The organism is Bradyrhizobium sp. UFLA06-24 (assembly GCF_054967145.1).
In genome coordinates this window covers 81102-98319 of record NZ_JADFUE010000001.1, presented here as the reverse complement: position 1 = coordinate 98319, position 17218 = coordinate 81102, and the positions used below count along the sequence as shown (strand labels likewise).

General features: G+C 62.5%; 15 protein-coding genes and 1 pseudogene. 7 read left to right on the top strand and 9 right to left on the bottom strand.

The features are described from left to right. Positions 1 to 59: 59 nt before the first annotated feature. From IF809_RS00465 to IF809_RS00440, 6 genes are all read right to left on the bottom strand, one after another. Positions 60 to 1202 carry an OpgC domain-containing protein gene (locus IF809_RS00465; protein ID WP_462836526.1) on the bottom strand — a complete coding sequence of 381 codons (1143 nt, stop codon included), beginning with the start codon at positions 1200 to 1202 and terminating at the stop codon, positions 60 to 62. A gap of 91 nt (positions 1203 to 1293) precedes the next feature. Continuing rightward, positions 1294 to 2493, bottom strand: coding sequence for an efflux RND transporter periplasmic adaptor subunit (locus IF809_RS00460; RefSeq protein ID WP_462836718.1), 1200 nt, complete (start codon positions 2491 to 2493; stop codon positions 1294 to 1296). A gap of 2 nt (positions 2494 to 2495) precedes the next feature. Next, positions 2496 to 4859, bottom strand: a complete 2364-nt coding sequence (locus tag IF809_RS00455) for an ABC transporter permease (protein WP_462836525.1) — start codon at positions 4857 to 4859, stop codon at positions 2496 to 2498. Beyond that, the gene (locus tag IF809_RS00450) at positions 4856 to 5593 is read right to left on the bottom strand and encodes an ABC transporter ATP-binding protein (protein ID WP_462836717.1); all 738 of its coding nucleotides are present in this window, start codon (positions 5591 to 5593) and stop codon (positions 4856 to 4858) included. Before IF809_RS00450 ends, IF809_RS00455 begins: the two co-directional genes overlap by 4 nt. Positions 5594 to 5661: 68 nt before the next feature. After that, positions 5662 to 6498, bottom strand: coding sequence for a universal stress protein (locus tag IF809_RS00445; RefSeq protein ID WP_128967668.1), 837 nt, complete (start codon positions 6496 to 6498; stop codon positions 5662 to 5664). Between the two features lie 16 nt (positions 6499 to 6514). Continuing rightward, positions 6515 to 7336 carry a universal stress protein gene (locus tag IF809_RS00440; protein ID WP_462836524.1) on the bottom strand — a complete coding sequence of 274 codons (822 nt, stop codon included), beginning with the start codon at positions 7334 to 7336 and terminating at the stop codon, positions 6515 to 6517. Between the two features lie 138 nt (positions 7337 to 7474). Here IF809_RS00440 and IF809_RS00435 point away from each other — a divergent pair, with 138 nt between their 5' ends. From IF809_RS00435 to IF809_RS00425, 3 genes are all read left to right on the top strand, one after another. Beyond that, positions 7475 to 8713, top strand: coding sequence for an APC family permease (locus tag IF809_RS00435; RefSeq protein ID WP_462836523.1), 1239 nt, complete (start codon positions 7475 to 7477; stop codon positions 8711 to 8713). An 89-nt stretch (positions 8714 to 8802) separates the two neighbouring features. Next, positions 8803 to 9831 carry an AI-2E family transporter gene (locus IF809_RS00430; RefSeq protein WP_462836522.1) on the top strand — a complete coding sequence of 343 codons (1029 nt, stop codon included), beginning with the start codon at positions 8803 to 8805 and terminating at the stop codon, positions 9829 to 9831. A 32-nt stretch (positions 9832 to 9863) separates the two neighbouring features. Then, positions 9864 to 11093, top strand: a complete 1230-nt coding sequence (locus IF809_RS00425) for an MgtC/SapB family protein (RefSeq protein ID WP_462836521.1) — start codon at positions 9864 to 9866, stop codon at positions 11091 to 11093. Between the two features lie 106 nt (positions 11094 to 11199). Here IF809_RS00425 and IF809_RS00420 read toward each other — a convergent pair whose 3' ends face one another. After that, positions 11200 to 11637 carry an EF-hand domain-containing protein gene (locus IF809_RS00420; protein ID WP_462836520.1) on the bottom strand — a complete coding sequence of 146 codons (438 nt, stop codon included), beginning with the start codon at positions 11635 to 11637 and terminating at the stop codon, positions 11200 to 11202. Between the two features lie 212 nt (positions 11638 to 11849). Here IF809_RS00420 and IF809_RS00415 point away from each other — a divergent pair. Next, positions 11850 to 11978: pseudogene (locus tag IF809_RS00415) on the top strand (ChaB family protein); the annotation flags it as partial. A gap of 59 nt (positions 11979 to 12037) precedes the next feature. Here the strand turns inward: IF809_RS00415 and IF809_RS00410 are convergent. Together IF809_RS00410 and IF809_RS00405 are read right to left on the bottom strand one after the other, a co-directional pair. Beyond that, entirely contained in the window at positions 12038 to 12310 is a 273-nt protein-coding gene (locus IF809_RS00410; protein ID WP_244659309.1) for a hypothetical protein, read from the bottom strand. A 103-nt stretch (positions 12311 to 12413) separates the two neighbouring features. Further along, positions 12414 to 13874 (bottom strand): agarase, encoded by a 1461-nt coding sequence (locus IF809_RS00405; RefSeq protein WP_462836519.1) that lies wholly within the window; start codon positions 13872 to 13874, stop codon positions 12414 to 12416. Between the two features lie 59 nt (positions 13875 to 13933). On the opposite strand from IF809_RS00405, the gene IF809_RS00400 reads away from it, so the two are divergent. The 3 genes from IF809_RS00400 to IF809_RS00390 are packed head-to-tail and all read left to right on the top strand — an operon-like array spanning position 13934 to position 17200. After that, positions 13934 to 15268 carry a GH1 family beta-glucosidase gene (locus IF809_RS00400; protein ID WP_462836518.1) on the top strand — a complete coding sequence of 445 codons (1335 nt, stop codon included), beginning with the start codon at positions 13934 to 13936 and terminating at the stop codon, positions 15266 to 15268. Then, complete coding sequence (gene glk, locus IF809_RS00395; RefSeq protein WP_462836517.1) at positions 15265 to 16242, top strand: glucokinase; 978 nt, start codon at positions 15265 to 15267, stop codon at positions 16240 to 16242. Before IF809_RS00400 ends, glk begins: the two co-directional genes overlap by 4 nt. 1 nt (position 16243) lies before the next feature. After that, positions 16244 to 17200, top strand: a complete 957-nt coding sequence (locus tag IF809_RS00390; RefSeq protein ID WP_462836716.1) for a 1-phosphofructokinase family hexose kinase — start codon at positions 16244 to 16246, stop codon at positions 17198 to 17200. Positions 17201 to 17218 lie beyond the last annotated feature (18 nt).

Genomic DNA, 17218 nt, shown 5'->3' with positions numbered 1-17218 from the left:
GGAGAATCAACATCGCGTCCCGAACTCCGCTTTCCAAGCAATTTGCTCGTATAGAACGCCTAAAACGGTTTCGGACCACGCCGGTCGAGCTTGGCTTCCCAGGCAAGAAGGCTTGCAATCGCGATCATCAAGATAATTCCTGAGGCGCTGACAATGGCCTCCATTGCCAGTCCGCCGGAGATCTCATTCAAGACGACGAAGCCGAGAAATGAAGCGAGTACGCTGAAGCAATAGATCGAGAGTGAGTTTTCTCCGCAGCGAATCATTGCAACCGCCCACGGCTTCAGCTTGCTATGCTTGATCGGTAATAAGAAGCGCATTCCCAACACCATCAGGGCTAAGAAGTGCACGAGCCGGGGCGGCGCCAAATGGGTTTTGTAAATCGGATAAATCCAGCCCACAACTGCGTCCGGGACCAGCCATTTGAGCTGTTCGATACGCCAGCTCAGCGTGACGACAAGGCTGAATATGACGACGCTCGCGGCAACCGAAACCACAACCGGAGATAACGAGATCCCTGCGAGCCGGGCGGCGCCGGGAGTTGCGCAGTAAGCGCCGAGCACGAACAACATCTGCCAAGCCAACGGATTGAAGTATGCTTCACGGGCCGGCCAGGCCGGCAAATTCCAGCTATAGAGCTGCACCATCATGTAGAGCAGAAAGGAGGCGCTGAGCGCGATCGTTGCGTTGCGAATCATGAACCACAGCACGAGCGGAAAGCCGAAATGCAGCATGACAAACAGCGGCAGGATATCTGTATTCACAGGCGTGTATTGCAGCGCCAGAAGATGGATGAGGGCAATTCCCGGATTGTCAAAAAAGACCCGGGTATTGGTCTCGTCGCGATAGAGGTCACTTCCCGTGACCCAGACCAGAGCAAGATAGGCGATCACGAGCAGCAGAAATGCAGTGTAAATTTCCAGGCTTCGCCGCAGGCTGCGGACAACGACGGTTGGCCAACCCTGCCGCCGCAGCGCCCCGCCATAGGAAAGCATGCAGGTATAGCCGGACACGAACACAAAAATTTCTGAAGTATCAGAAAACCCGTAGTTCCGAAGGGTCAACCAGTCAAAAGCGTTGCCAGGAATGTGATCAATGAAAATGAACCAGAGTGCGAGGCCGCGACAGGCGTCGAGGCGCAAGTCACGATCGCCATCGAGATAACCAACGTGATCGCATCCGTGCTTGGGATCGTGGTTCAAGTCGTTCGTTCCTGCATTGAGACGTGCCCCGCGTACCAGCATTTTCCGTTTCTTCGTCCACAAAGCTCCGAGCGGTTCATGGCGCGGCCTCTTAACGTGGTCGCTGTGCGATGCGCACACCCGGTACAACCCGGTCGCTCGGATAGACAATCACCTCTTCCCCCGGCGCGAGGCCCTTGGCAACAGCCGCGAGGCGCCCGGAACGCCGCAGAACCTCAATTTGGCGCAATTCGGCGCGCCCGTCCCTCGCGACATATACATTCCAGCCTTCTCCGCGACGAAACAACGCGCCCGCCGGAATGGTCGTCGCATCGTCCCGCGCGAAGACGCCGATTTGAACATCCACCTGATAGGCGTCACCCAGCCGCGCCCACTGCTCCGGCGGCGAGAGGATGTCGACGAGAACATTGACCCTCTGCTCCTCGACGCCGAGCGTTGATATCTTGGTGAAGGCTGCCGGCTCGACCCGGCGTACCCGGCCCTTCAGCTTCCCCTCCCCGCCCCAATGATCGATGACGACATCAGCTCCGGGACGGATCTCGACGGCATCGGTGCTCAAAACGTCGACCACGACTTCGATATCCCCGGCGTCGCCGATGTCCAGGAGTGGAGCGCCCGGCTGGACGATCGTCTCGCTTTCCTGGGCGACCTTCAGCACCACGCCGGCAACAGGCGATGCGACATTCCAGCTATCCGGGTGCCCGCCGCCGTCGCTGCCGTATCGCGCCAACAATGCGCGCTGTTGGCTGATCTCGTGCTCTGCGGCGTGATCCTGAAACTCCGCCGCGCGCAAATCCCTGTCGGCAAGGCGCATCGCGAGTTCTCCACGCTCGAGGGCCTGCGCCGTCGCGGCCCCTTGCTGAGCCAAGGTTTTCGTCCGCACCAGGTCGGTGTTGGCCTGCTCCCTCTGGGCCCGCGCACGCTCGACAATGGCCTTGGCGCGCTCCAGGTTGGCTTCGGCTGTTCCGAGCATTTCCTCGACTTCGCGGCGGGTGCGGGAATCCATCAGCGGCGCCGGAGAAGGGGTGATTGTCGCGAGGGCGTCATCGACCCGAACCTGGTCGCCGACCTTGAAGCGGATTCGGCTCAGCCGCCCGGCGAGCGGCGCTGCGACCACGTATCGCTCACGCACACGCGTCTTGCCGTCCTCATCGACGGTGGCGACGAACCTTCCCTTCGTCACCGCGGCAGTCTCGACCGGCACCGGGGCGGGGATCAAGAGCCAGACCGCGATGCCGACGGCGGCCAGAAGCCCGGCAGCGATGGCGATATGGCGGCCCGTGATATGCATGTTCATTCCCTGGTCTTTAGAGCCGCGACCAGATCGAGCCGATCGACACGGCCTTTGACGATGTACGCGCTGGCTGCGGCCGCCGCCAACACGACGCCCGCTGCAATGAAATAGGTCTGCGTCGCGATCACGGCGGGTATCTGGAAACTCTCGTTGGAGTGAAATCCGGCGATCAGGCCGATAACGGCGTGAGAGAGCGGCAGGCCAATCAGAATTCCAAGCACGATCTCGATGGCGAACTCGCCGAACAGGATGCCCCCAACCTCACCGCGGGTGAAGCCCAGCACGCGCAGGCTGGCCAACTCCCAGGCCCGCTCCTGCAGGCTGATGCGCGCACTGTTGTAGACCACGCCAACCGTGATGATCGTGGCGAAGGCGGCAAGAATGCCGGCCGTCACGAACACGAGGCCGGCGATCTTCTCCATGAAGGAGGAGAGCGTGTACGCCTTCATCGTCACGGACTCGATGGTCGGGAGGTTCTTGAACCTCCGCCCCAACGCCGGCATCGCCGTCGGCTCGACATACAGACTCGCAGCCGAGATCACGGCGCCCTCGTCCGTGAAGCGGTTCAGGGTTTCGATCTCCATGTAGGAGGCCATTCCGATCGACTCGTCGACGATGGCGGTGACCGGGAGGTCGCGCTTGCGCCGCCGGCCCTCCATCGCCTCGACGACGATGATGTCGCCGACCATCACATCGAGCCGCTCGGCAAGCCGACGGGTGAGCGTGATCCCGTCGGGCATGGCCGCGATCGGATGCAGGATGGCGTCGTGCGGCCGACGCAGCTCATCCCCTGCAGACAGGCCGATCACGGAGGTCAAATAGCTGCGCTGCCCGGCCCGAAGGCGCACCGGCACGATGCGCTGCCCTTCCGCCACGAGAACGCCTGGCTCGCGTGCCAGATCGCGCAGGATGGAACGATCCAGGGGGTGCGGAAACGTCACCGTCGCGTTGCCGCGCTCCACCAGGTTGAACTGCAGGTCGATCATCTCATTGATGGCGTCGCGCCAAAAGATTCCCAGCACCATCATCGGGATCGCAAAGGCCACTCCGGCCACGGTCAGTACCGAACGGAATGGACGCCCGGCGGTATTCCGCAGGATCATCAGCCGGCGCGATCTGGTCGCAGCGCGTGGCAGAAGCGCTTCGATCCAGGACCTCCGGAAGCCGAGAGGCGCAGCCGGTCGCATTGCGACCGCGGGTGCGAGGCTGACGACCTGCCGTAGCGCGGTCAAGACGCCGAGAGAAGCCGCCGTCAGGCTGATCGCAATTCCCAGCACGGCCGACCAAGGCGTCAGCCCGAACGGCAGCTCCGGCAGACGAAAGAACCCCTGATAGCTCGCGATCATCGCTCGTCCGAAGCCCCAGCCGGCGGCAATTCCAAGCGCCGATCCAATCAACACGATGACGAGGACGAGCTTCAGATAGTGCAGCATCAGCGTCGCGGTTGGAAAGCCCAATGCTTTCAACGCGGCGATCTGCTCGCGCTGGGCTGCCACCAGCCGGCCCAGTGCGCTGTTGAGCAGGAACGCCGCAACGCCGAAAAAGATCAGCGGGATGGTGGTCGACATCACCTTTTGCTGGTTCAGCTCATCCTCAAGGAAGCGGTTGGATGGTTGATCCCGCCGCGCGACGGCACCGATCGATCCATAGGGCTCGAGCAGCCGATCCAGTTCGTCGATCACAGGCTTCGGATCGGCTCCCGGCGCCAGCGAAATGACGGCATCATTGAAGGCCGCCTTCATGTCGAACGCGGCTTCCGCCGCGCGGCGGTCGACCCAGAGAATGGCATAGAGCCGGTCGTCCGGAATGGGCAGACCGGGCTTGACGGCATAGACATATTCCGACGAGAGCGCGACGCCGGATACGTGAAAAGCTTCCACCTTGCCGTTGAGCAGCACACGGATGTCGTCGCCGGGATTCACACCATTGGCTTCGGCAAACGCTTCGTTGACTGCCGCGCTTCTTGCGGAGCCCGGTTCGGGCGCCGCGCCGCGGCGCAAATGCAGACGGGCAAGCCGTTCGTCGCCAGCATGGTTGAGCGACACCATGCGCGCCGAGACCGGCTGCGAAGCGGCCGGCCAGTCCACGATGACCTCGCGAACAATACGGGCTTCCACCGTCGCAACCCCGGGGATGGCGTTGAGCTGCGGAACGATCGATAGCGGCGCACGCTTGAGCGTCACGAAGACCTGCGGGAATCGCGCGGTAGCGTAGAAGCGCTCGACGGCCGTGCCGAGCGAATTGTAAGTCGAGACTGAGCCAACGAAGACGGCGACGCCGGCGGCAACCAGCAGGGCGATGGTGATCACCTGGCCCCGCATTGCGGCGACATCGCGCAGCAGTTTTCGATCGAGCAGGCTCACCAGTGCACCTCGTCGGCCGAGAGTCGGTGCGCATTACGTTCCTCTCCGACGATCCGCCCGCCACCGAGCCGCAGCACGCGGTCCGCCATTCCCGCGATCGCCGCATTGTGCGTGATGATAATCGTTGTGGTACCGAGACGCTCATTGGCTCGCGCGATCGCCGCCAGCACCACTTTGCCGGTCTCGTAGTCCAGAGCCCCTGTCGGCTCGTCGCACAAGAGAACATCCGGCGACTTGACGATGGCGCGGGCAACCGCCACACGCTGCTGCTCGCCGCCGGACAACTGTGAAGGAAAGTGGTCGATCCGCTTTTCGAGACCGACGAGCGCAAGGACCTCGAGCGGATCGAGCGGCTTGTCGGCAATCTCGTTCACCAAAGCGACGTTCTCCAGCACCGTGAGGCTGGGGATAAGATTGTAGAACTGAAAGACGAAGCCGACGTGCTCGCGGCGGTAGCGGGTCAATTCGGCATCCGTCGCGCCGACCAGGTTGTGGTCGCGCCAGTGGGCCTCGCCCGAGGTTGGACTGTCCAGACCTCCCAGGATGTTCAGCAGAGTCGATTTCCCCGACCCGGACGGCCCGAGGAGCACAACGAACTCGCCTTCGAAGATGTCGAGATCGACGTCCCGCAGGGCGTGCACCTCAACCTCCCCCATCCGATAGGTCTTTGAAAGCCCGCGGGCGCGAAACACCGGAGCGTTCTTGCGATCCTGTTTGGCCGGAAAGACGTCCATGAGTTTCAAGTTCGAAGTCGGAGGCCGGACTTGCGACCTACATTGTGATGTCGTCGGCCGCTCGCCGCTCAGTGAGAGAACAGGACCGGAATCGGCGGCTTCGTCAGGATGCTTCGGGTCGCGCCTCCCAATATGAACTCGCGGAAGCGCGAATGGCCGTAGGCGCCCATCACGAGGAGATCCGTTCGGCGGGACGCAATCTGCGCTGCAAGAACCTCGCCGATGGCCCGCCCGGCGGCATCCACCTCGTCGACGATCACATCGATGCCGTGCCGCGATAGATTCTTGGCGAGTTCGGACGAGGAACGCCGGCTCGATATCGCCTTCTCATTGATCACGGTGAGAATGCACACTTCGCGCGCCTTCTCCAGGATCGGGATGGCATCGGAGACTGCGCGCGCCGACGCGCGGCTGAAGTCCCACGCGACGAGTACCCTATTCAAGTCAGCCGCCCTGGACGCCGGGGCTTCGGGGAGCACCAAGGTGGGTCGTCCGGATCCGAAGATGACGGCTTCGGCATACCATTGGTCGTAGGATTCCGGCACTGACACGATGGTGAGGTCGCGCAGCCGCGCATATTCCACCAGCAGGTCCGGCACTTCGGATGTCAGGCAGCGTTCGAGAATGATCTCGTGCAGCGCGCCGGCTTTCTGAGCGGCCGCTTCAAACGCGGCCAGCAAGTCCTGCGCATTCTTTCTGCTCTTCTGCGCCTCGCTGGCCACGATCGACCCGAGATGCCCGGCGCCGCCGAGGAAGGTGCCGGGAACCTGCACATGAGCCTCACATGAGATCGCCGCAATGTGGGCGCCGAGCGTTGAAGCAAGCGCCACGGCGCGATCAATCACTGAAACCGGCGCCGGATCCGGGTAGCTGGTGAGCGTGAGCAAAACGTCCTTGATGGCCATGGTGTCTCCGAACGACCTAGTGCGACATCATCACGCAGATCGGCGCCTCGTTCAGCAGATCGCGCGTCACGCCTCCGAACATCCACTCGCCGAGGCGACTATGGCCATAACCTCCGGTTACGATCAGATCGGCGTCCTCGTCCTTTGCCACCCGAAGAAGCTGGTGCGCATCGGGCTCAGCCATGTGCACGCGCACTTCGGCTTGGCATTTTACCGCATGGGCCTGCAGATATTTCGCGATATCGCGGACGCGGCGGCGCGCTGCGTCCTGTTCCTCGCAGGTGCAGATCTCGACGATCGTGACCTGCGAAGCTTTAGAGAGGAACGGTAGCGCATCTCGCAGAGCGATTCTTGCCTCGCGAGTGTCTTTCCATCCGACCAGAACGCGATCGGCCTTCAGCGCCGGAACGTGGTCAGGAACCAGCAGCGTCGGTCGTCCCATCCGCATCATGGCCTCGGCGGCATCAATGAAATGGAACTGGTCTGTCCCTTCCTGCCTGCACCTGATCACCACCAGATCGGCCGATCGCGCTTCATTGGTCAGGAACGCGGTAGGGTAGTCTACGCTGCAGCGCCACTCGACCCGCTCTTTCGGCAGGCCGGCCACGCTGCGAAACCACTGCTCCTTGTCCGAGAGTGCCGACTTCATCCGCTTCAGGTCGTCTGCGGTGGTCTCCTTGATGATGACGCCCTCGGCCACGAAGAGAGGCTCGACCGCGAAAGCCGAAGCGCCGATCAACGATGCTCCAAATCTGTCTGCAATGTCCCGGGCGATGCGGACTTGACCTTCCGCCTGCTGCTCGGGGTCAACGTAGACCATCACGGTCGCGATCGTCATCGGCATGGCTCCGCTAATTGATGCGCTTCCACTTTTTGGCACCTCTTGCATGCGTCCAATTGACCCAAATCAAGAGGCTGCGCGCCAGGCCCGCTGATATAATCTCTCGGAATTCAGCCCTCGCTTGCAATGATGTGAATGGAAACAGTGCCGCAAGATCGGATCCTGCCTGCGGCCGGTTTGCGACGGCGGCTGGGGCTGCCATTGCTGGTCCTCTACGCGACGGGGGTCACCGTGGGAGCCGGGATCTACGTATTGATCGGCGCCGTTGCGGGCCATGCAGGCGTCTACGCCTCGTGGGCGTTCGCATTAGCGGCCGCTGTCATGGCCTTGACAGCCGCCTCGTATGCCGAGCTCGCCACCCGCTACCCCGTCAGCGCCGGGGAAGCCGCCTACGTCCGTGCCGCATTCAACTCCCGATTTCTATCCAGGACCGTCGGCTCATTGAGGCTCGCCATTGGCATCATCTCGGCTGGGGCGGTGACCGTCGGGGGTGCTGGCTACTTAGGCCAGTTGATCACACTGCCTGCACCAGTGATCGTCGTGGCGATCGTCGCTGCCCTCGGCGTGGTCGCCGCCTGGGGCATTCTCGAATCGGTAATGCTCGCGGGGTTTCTGACGTTGATCGAGACGGGCGGACTGGTATGGATCATCGTATCCGCCATTCATTCGGATGTCTCGTTCAGCTCCGCGCTATTTACGCCGCCCCCGCTCGACGGCGGTACCTTTTCCGGAATCACCTTTGCCGGCGTGCTGGCATTCTTCGCCTTCGTCGGTTTCGAGGACCTCGCCAACGTCGTGGAAGAGGCCAAGAGCCCACAACGGGATATCCCCTGGGCTATGGCACTCACGCTGCTGATCACGAGCGTGCTTTACGTCCTGATCGCGGCGATTTCAGTCAGCGCCGTACCGCCGAGCGTCCTTGCCGGGTCAACGGCGCCGCTGAGCCTGGTCTTCGGCGCCGTGGCGCGCATAAGTCCGACGACGTTCAGCGTGATCGCGGTCGTGTCGACGCTCAACACCGTGCTCGCCCAGATGACCATGACGGCGCGTGTCATTTATGGCATGGCACAACAAGGCGACCTGCCCGGACTTGTAGGACGTGTCCATTCGCGAACCGGGACGCCGCTGATCGCCACGGGGATGGTCATGCTGAGCGTTGCGGCTCTCGCGCTGATATTCCCGCTGGAACGGCTGGCAGAAGGTACGTCTCTCGCGACGCTGTTGATGTTTGCCGTTGTCAACCTGTCTCTGCTTCGAATCCGCGCGCGGCACACTCGATCCGATCCAGCGGCCGTCCGCGTCCCGCTCTGGATAGCGTCCCTTGGTCTCGTCTCCTGCGTGCTCATGATCGGAACCGCCCTTTTCACGGCATAACAAGACCGATGGGAAAGAACAGTCAATCGCAGCCAATGTTTCAAACGACACAATTTCCCGATCGAAGGCTGGCTCGGACCACTCTTGCAGTGGTCATCGGGCTGGGCGTTGCCGTCTGCGCGTTCATGGCGAAGCCTTTCCTCGGCGCGCTCGTCTGGTCCACGACGCTTGCAGTCTTGTTCGTCCCGCTGGACATGGCCATCAGCAAGCGCTTGGGGTCGCGTAGTCTTTCGGCGCTGACGACGGTGACGGTGACCGCCTGCATTGTGGTCGTTCCTGCGATCCTCGTAGCGGGGACCTTGCTCAACGAGGCCGTCCGGAGCGCAACGCTCGTCGTGCCGATGTTCGACGCGGAGGACTGGACACGTTTCATGGGCGGGCATCGTTGGCTTGCCCCGGCGCTGCAATGGATCCACGACAAGGTGGACTTTGCGGATCTGATGCGAACGGCTACTTCGGCGCTTGCGACGGGCAGCGGCTCCGTCCTGCGGGCCTCCTTTTCCGGAGTGGCAAACCTGCTGTTGACCTTCTATTTCCTGTTCTATCTGCTGCGCGATCGGGAAAGGATAGCGGACGCCGCGCGGCTCTATCTGCCGCTCTCGGAGCCGGAGTTTTCGCAGGTCAGCGTTCGGGTGACCGATACGATCTTCGCCACGGTCTTCGGGACCATGGCGGTTGCCGCGCTGCAGGGCGGCCTCGGGGGCCTCATGTTCTGGTGGCTGGGGCTGCCCGCCCCTGTGTTCTGGGGTGTATTGATGGCTCTTCTCGCCATCGTGCCGTTTCTCGGCGCCTTCGTGATTTGGGCGCCGGCTGCCGCCTTTCTCGCGCTGAGCGGCGCCTACACATCAGCCGTCGTGCTGACGATCTGGGGCACTCTCGTCGTCGGCCTCGTGGACAATGTTGTCTATCCGATCCTGGTCGGCAACAAGCTTCGAATGCATACGATGCTGTCGTTCATCGCCGTCGTCGGCGGGCTCGTTCTCATGGGCGCACCGGGCGTAGTGCTTGGCCCGTTGCTGCTCGCGGTCACCCTGACATTGGTGCAGATCTGGCGGGGTCGGCTGGCAGCCCCGATCGATGCACCACCGCAACAGCGTGACGCAGTACAGGTTCCGTGATGGATTTCCTGAATCCGAGCCTGAATTCCGAGGTGATCGGCGTCGTCGTTGCACTCGGCATCGGGCTCCTGATCGGCCTCGAGCGGGAACGCCGCAAGGGCGAGGGTCCAGGGCGCTCGCCTGCCGGGCTGCGCACCTTTGCGGCCGCATCACTCGCCGGCGCCATCAGCGTGATGATCGGTGGCAAGGGTCTGCTGGCGGTCGTGACCGCCGGGATCATGGTCCTGGTTGCGATCGCTTATCTGCGGTCCAGGAGCGACGACCCCGGTTTGACGTCGGAGACCGCACTCATCCTGACGGTTCTGCTCGGCGGACTGGCCACGCAACGTCCCGTCTTGGCCGCTGGCGTTGCCGTTATCCTGGCCATTCTGCTCGCGGCACGTGCGGCATTGCACGACTTCGTTCACAAGGTGCTCAGCGGCGACGAGGTTAAGGATGGCCTAATCTTTGCCGCTGCTACGCTCGTTGTCTTACCCTTGCTTCCGGATCAGCCGGTCGGCCCGTTCGGCGCCCTCAATCCACGCGCCATCTGGATCATTGTCATCCTGGTGATGGCGATCGGCGCCGCAGGGCATGTTTCAACACGTTTGCTCGGCGCAAAAGGAGGCCTCGCGATCTCAGGGTTCGCCTCGGGTTTCGTCTCCAGCACAGCCACCATCGGAGCGATGGGCGCCCGCGCTCGCAAGGCGCCGGAGTTGCTCGGAGCCGCTATCGCCGGCGCAACGCTTTCCACGGTCGCAACGATCGTGCAGCTTTTCGCGGTTCTCGCAGCCACGAGTCTGCCCACGCTGCAAAGTCTGCTCGTTCCGCTCCTTTGCGCCGGTGCGGCCGCAACGCTCTACGGCGTCATCTTCACGGTCAAGGGCATGAGGGAGACCGGCACAGCCGAGTTCGAGCAAGGACGTGCTTTCAGCCTTCCGTCCGCCTTATTGCTGGCTTTGACGCTTTCCGGAGTCCTCCTGCTCTCCGCCAGCCTGCGGGAGGCCTTTGGAGAAATCGGCCTGGTTGTCAGCGCGGCTGTAGCCGGGCTAGCAGATACGCATTCGCCCGCTGTCGCCGCAGCCAGCCTCGCCGCCTCAGGCAAGATCAACTCCACGGACGCTGTCGCTCCGGTACTGGCGGCGCTGTCGACCAATACTCTCAGCAAGATCGTCGTCGGCTGGGTCAGCGGCGGGCGCTCCTTCGCGCTGCGGCTGATCCCTGGCCTCGTTCTGGTCATCGCTGCCGCATGGGCTGGCGCCTGTTTGGTCTCGATCTCCTGATGGCGCAGCGCGGCTATCGCTCACGACTGCCCCAGGCATTTGGTCCGCTGTTGGGGAAATCCGCTCCTACACCTGCCATTCGATCCCCGCGCGGCGAAGCCTGCGCTCACTGCTGCGGGAGCGAGATCTTGGTTCCCCGCATGAACGCAATCATCTCCTCTGGAGTGACCTTTCCATCCTTATTGCTGTCCATTGCCTTGAAAATGCGTTCGTGCGCGACCTGAAACTCCGGCAATGAGACGGTCCCGTCCCCATCCGCATCCATCAGCGCGAAGATCATACGGAACATGGGCGGTGGGCCCATCGCCTCGCCGCCCATCATCATACGCCCCTTCATCCCGCGCCCCATCATGTCCATCATATCTCCCCCGTGCATCGCGCCCTGCCGCTCCGTGCCTTGACTTGCAGGAGGATTCGTCTGCGGGGATGCGGTTGTCTGGTCCTGGCCGGGATGATGGGCGTCGTGGTCGGCTGCCGATTGAGCGAAAGCGGGATGGCTCAAGCTGGCGAGTAGCAGGGCCGCAGCAATGGTTTGGCTTCGCATGGTGGTTCTCCGGCTTTGTTGTGCCGTAACAACCTGTCGAACGCCTCCGAGTTCGCTTTGAGCCAGGTCAATACGCAGTGGAACATCGCGACGATCAGCGCGCCGCGGGACCGCTCAGGTTCGATGCTCCTTAGAAAGGTTAGCTTGTCAGGAACGACCGGACGCCTCGATCCGGCATTCTTGAAGGCCTAGGCCACCCCGCGAGCGGGACAATGCCCTATAGCTCAAACGAAGACCTTCCCGTTGGCATGCGGCGTCATTTGCCGCCTCATGTTCTGGACATCTACCGGGAAGCGTTCAACCAGTCCTTTGCCTCGCATGTCGGCGACGTCCGGCAGGAAGAGATCGCCCATCGCACCGCCTGGTCGGCAGTAAAGCGCTCCTATATGAAACGAGAGGATTACCGGCGCTTGTTACGACCACGCAAATTCAATGCCTCACGCACCTCGTCGTCTTCCACAGCGTCCTTGATCGCACGATCCACCGGCTCCGTTTCGACGACGCGCCCTCCGCGATGCGGAGCGGGGCGTTCCGCCTCTTGTTTCGCAGCACTCTCCTGCGCCGCTTGACCACTCTTGCCCATTGCGCACACTCCTTCCCACTCCTTGGCAAAATAACGATAGCAAGCGAGTGAAATGCCATTGTTGCGCCCGATCAAACCTGGGGCTGCCATCTGTCGAGCAGCCGTTTCGCCGGGGTGAGGTGGGACGCGCGGGAACGCCGGCTTAGACGTGACGAGGACGCCGGCGAGGAGACTGTTCCGCGCCTTGTCGCAATCAGATCGCGGTTGAAACGGCAGCAGCGTGGATACTCTCTGCCGCGGCATTGACCCGGGTCATCATCTCAGTCAGCTCATCGTAAACCCGGTCTTCGATGGTCACCGTGCCGAAATTGGAATTCTCGCCGTCAAAGCGGCCCTCGGCCGGTTGATCGGCATGCTCAAACCAGTGATAGCCGATCACATTCGGCTTGCTGAGGGCTGCCACCACGTAGCCCTGGAAGGCCCGGGCGCGCTCGGTCTGGGTAGGCACGCGTGGTCCGGCTCCACTCGAATTCGGCAGGCCCGCATCATCGCCGCGGAATGAGAATTCCGAAATCAGGCACGGCCTGCCGGCGGCGGCGTAAGCATCGATGACCGGCCCCGGGTCGAAGTCGTAGCAATTGAAGGAAACCACATCCAGGTGACGACCGGCCGCGGCAATCACGCCGCTGAGCGGTTGATATCCGAACCGCGAGCCGAGCACGAGATGATTGGGATCGGCTGCCTTGATCGCCGAGACGCACAGTTCGAAATACTTGTCGGCCACGACGGCCACGAAGGCATCGCAATCGGCCGAGAAGGCCTCGCGGGAGGGATCTGCCAAGTTGGCCTTGGTCTCGATCGCATCGTTCAGGACGCCAGGCCGGAGTCTGACAAATGGCGCCACGACGTGCTCGATCCTGCCGAGCTCCTCCCAAGATCGCGCTTGTGTGCGCCATACCGTGTTGAATTGGGCAAAATCCCGATAGTGCGCCTGCAGAGCCGAGATTGCGGCAATCCTGCCCGGACGATGCGATGGCAGGTTCAGAAACAGCGTCAGAAGCTCATCAGTGCCTCGCCAGTCGGGCGACCAGTAGAGCTCGTTGTCGATGAAGGTACCGAGCAGGCCGGGATCGTTGCGGCGATGCCTGCAGCGTTGATGGGCGCTTACGCGGATATGCGCCGGGAATTCGGGATCGTAGACATCCGGAAAGATCTGATCGCGGCGATGCAGGCGAAAGGACGCGCCGAGCTCCGCGGTTGGCGTGCTCGCCAGCAATTGCGATCCCGCACTGGCGACGAGTTCATCCGACCAGCAGCCGACCGTGTTGAACTTCCAGCTCGCCAGCCGGTCGGACGTCGCGGTGCGCCAGATCTGCGGGCTGCCGTACTTGGCCGTGCAGGCCTTGGCGTAAGGCACGCGATCGGTCCGTCCGACGTGGTCCTGATCGAAACGGATGTTATTGACGCCCTTGGAAAGAAAGCGGCCACCGTCGGGATCAACGAGCCAGAATACGCCGTTGCGCTCGGCAACGCGGAAGAAGCCACTTCCAGTGAGCCCGTTGTCGACGACCCCACCCCACTTCGTTCTCTGCAACTGTGGCCTCCCCCGACGAGCAACCAACCTTCTTGATTGGTCGCACGGCCCTATCCGGGCCGCTTGACCTATCTCAATACCATTCGGAACCAGCCTGACTATCAATGCTCCGAAACCCAACGGGCTCGCACGCAACGGCATAGCCGGGACAAGCGGAGCAGAACCCACGCAGGTGTTTGATGTCGACAATCCAACTGCCAAACACCGCCAGTCTGCGCTCCGACTTCATCTGGGGCGTTTCCACCTCGAGCTTCCAGATCGAAGGAGCCACGCGGGAGGACGGCCGCGGAGCCAGCATTTGGGACGTCTATTGCCAAAACGGCACGATCAAGAATCACGATACCGGCGACGTCGCGTGTGACCACTATCATCGCTACCGCGAGGATGTGGCCCTGATGAAAGCCCTGGGCGTGCAAGCGTACCGGTTCTCGATCGCCTGGCCACGCATCCTGCCGCAGGGACGCGGAGCTGCCAACGAGGCCGGTCTTTCGTTTTACGACCGTCTGATCGATGAGCTCCTGGCCGCCGGCATCGAGCCGTGGCTGTGCCTTTACCATTGGGACCTGCCGCAGGCTCTGGAGGAGCACGGTGGCTGGCAGAATCGTGAAATGGCGACTTGGTTCGCCGACTATACGGCTCTGGTCGCAACCCGCTTCGGCGATCGGGTCAAGCGATTTGCGACGTTCAATGAGCCATCGATCTTCAGCCTGTTCAGCCGATCACTCGGCGAGCGGGATCGCAGCAGCGAAGAAAAGCTCCATCGCATGATCCACAATGTCAATCTCGCGCATGGTGCGGCGGTTGATGTTCTGCGCGCAAACGTTGCCGGCGCATCGATCGGGTGCATTCACAACAGGCAGCCCTGCCGGCCGTCCAGCAGCAGCGAGGCCGATGCAGCTGCGGCGGCACGCCTGGACGTTTACTGGAACGGTGCCTTTCCGGACCCGCAATGCCGTGGCGCGTATCCGGAATCGATGCGAGCGGCGATCGAACCGCATCTGCAGCCGGGCGACATGGCGCGCATTTGCCGGCCGGTCGATTGGTTCGGACTGAATCACTACAGCCCGGTCTATGTGAAGGCAGATCCTGTTTCGATGCTGGGCTACGACTTCGGCGACAAGCCAGCCGGCGCGCCCTTGACGCCGATCGATTGGCCGGTCGATCCCGAGGCTTTCAGCGACACATTGCAGAGTGTCCACGACTGCTACGGCTTGCCGATCTATGTTCTCGAGAACGGATACGGCAACTTCGACCAGCCGGACCAAAACGGCGCCGTGATCGACACTGGCCGGATAGAATTCCTGAAGGCCTATATCGCCGCGATGGCTGCCGCCGCCTGCCGCGGCGTCGACGTTCGCGGCTATTTCGTTTGGTCGCTGCTCGACAATTTCGAATGGGATTCCGGATACAGCATCAGGTTCGGCCTGGCCTATGTGGACTATGCATCGCTGCGGCGAACACCAAAATCCTCGTTCGACTGGTATGCAGGGCTGATCAAGGCGGGGCAGCCATGATGAAGCCAACTCCTCCAACGCGAACCGCCTTGCTCGCCGATATCGGAGGAACTAACGCTCGCTTTGCACTCCTGACGAACGGCAAGCTTGGCACGATCGCTCATACGGCCGTCGGCGATCACGGCACCTTTTCGGAGGCGCTCACTGCCTATCTCGGCGAGGCGGCAAAGGCCGGGACCATTCAGCACGCAATCCTCGCCGCCTCCGGCGCAGTCCAGAACGGCCGCTGCGCTCTCACGAACAATCCCTGGGTCATCGATGCAGAGGAGTTGCGCAGGGCATATGGATTCTCGTCCGTGCGCCTGATCAACGACTTCGAAGCGATCGCGCTGGCCCTGCCCCGTCTTCTCCCGGGCAGTCTGCTGCAACTGGGGGGACGAGAACGGGTCGCCGGAGCGCCCCTCGCGGCGATCGGCCCCGGCACCGGCCTGGGCATGGCTGTCACCATACCGCACGGCGACAGTCAGATCGTCCTTTCCAGTGAGGGCGGCCATTCCACGATGGCGGGAGGCTCTTTGCGCGAGGACGCCGTCATCGCGCATTTGCGGCAACGTTTCGGACATGTATCGTCCGAACGCCTCCTGTCGGGCGCGGGATTGGAGAACCTCCATGACACTCTTGCGTTTCTAGACGGGGTGACCGTTCCAAAACGCCGATCGGCCGAGATCACGCGGACCGCAATCGAAGGGACTTGTCCGATCAGCCGCGCTGCCGTCGACATGTTTTGCGCGATGCTGGGATCCGTTACGGGCAATTTTGCGCTCGCAGTCGGTGCAAAAGGCGGGATGTTCATCGGCGGGGGCATTTTGCGTCATATGCCCGACTATCTTGCCGCGTCCCAGTTTCGCATGCGCTTCGAGGAAAAGGGGCGTCTCAAGACATTCCTGGCGCCGATCCCGGCCTATCTCATCCTCGACGACGATGTTGCATTCACCGGTCTTCGTGCCCTGATGGAGGTCGAAGGCCTTGACTGAGATGCCACCGGTCCAGATCGTAACCCTGACCATCAACCCCGCCGTCGACATCTCGACCTCGGTCAGGAAGATGATGCCCTTCACCAAAATGCGCTGCGCGGAAGCCCAGCGCGATCCCGGCGGAGGCGGAATCAACGTCGCCAGGGTCCTGACGCGCCTCGACATCGACGCGATCGCGATCTATCCGGCCGGAGGCGCCACCGGGCAAACGCTGGCGCGGCTGGTCGAGCGCGAGTCCGTGCGCAGCATCGTGATCCCGACCGCGAACGATACCCGCGAGGACATCACCGTCTTCGACGAGACGACCCGCGAGCAGTTTCGTCTGGTTTTTCCGGGGGCCTCGCTCAGCGAATTCGAATGGCAGCAGTGCCTCGACGCCGTCACGCGCATCAGCTCCGAAGCTGCATTTGTCATCGCCAGTGGCAGCCTGCCCCCTGGAATACCGGTCGACTTCTACGGACGGGTGGTCCGGGCATCGAAAGGAGCGGCCAGGGTCATCGTCGATACGACCGGTATTTCGCTGAAGGCCGCCTTGGATGCCGGCGTTTATCTCATCAAGCCCAATCTTCACGAGTTCCAGGATCTCGCCGGCATTAGCACCGAGGACGAGCCTGCGCTGCTCGAAGCAGGGCGCAGCCTATTCGCTCGCCACCGCATCGAGATGATCGCGCTCTCGATGGGCTCGCAGGGCGCCCTGCTCCTGACGCGCGACATCGCCTTGCGCGCGAACGGCCTTCCGATCCAGCCCGTTAGCGTCTCCGGGGCCGGCGACAGCTTCCTGGGAGCGATGGTGTCGAGCCTGGCACAGGACGGCGACCTCGAAGCGGCTCTGCGCTATGGCGTCGCCGGCGGTTCGGCCGCCCTGCTGAGTCCCGGCACGGGGCTATGTGTGAGAGAGGACATTCATCGGCTCGCTTCCAGCGTGGAAGTGACTGCCATCGTCGGCTATCATGCCTAGCGACGACGTGGATCAGTT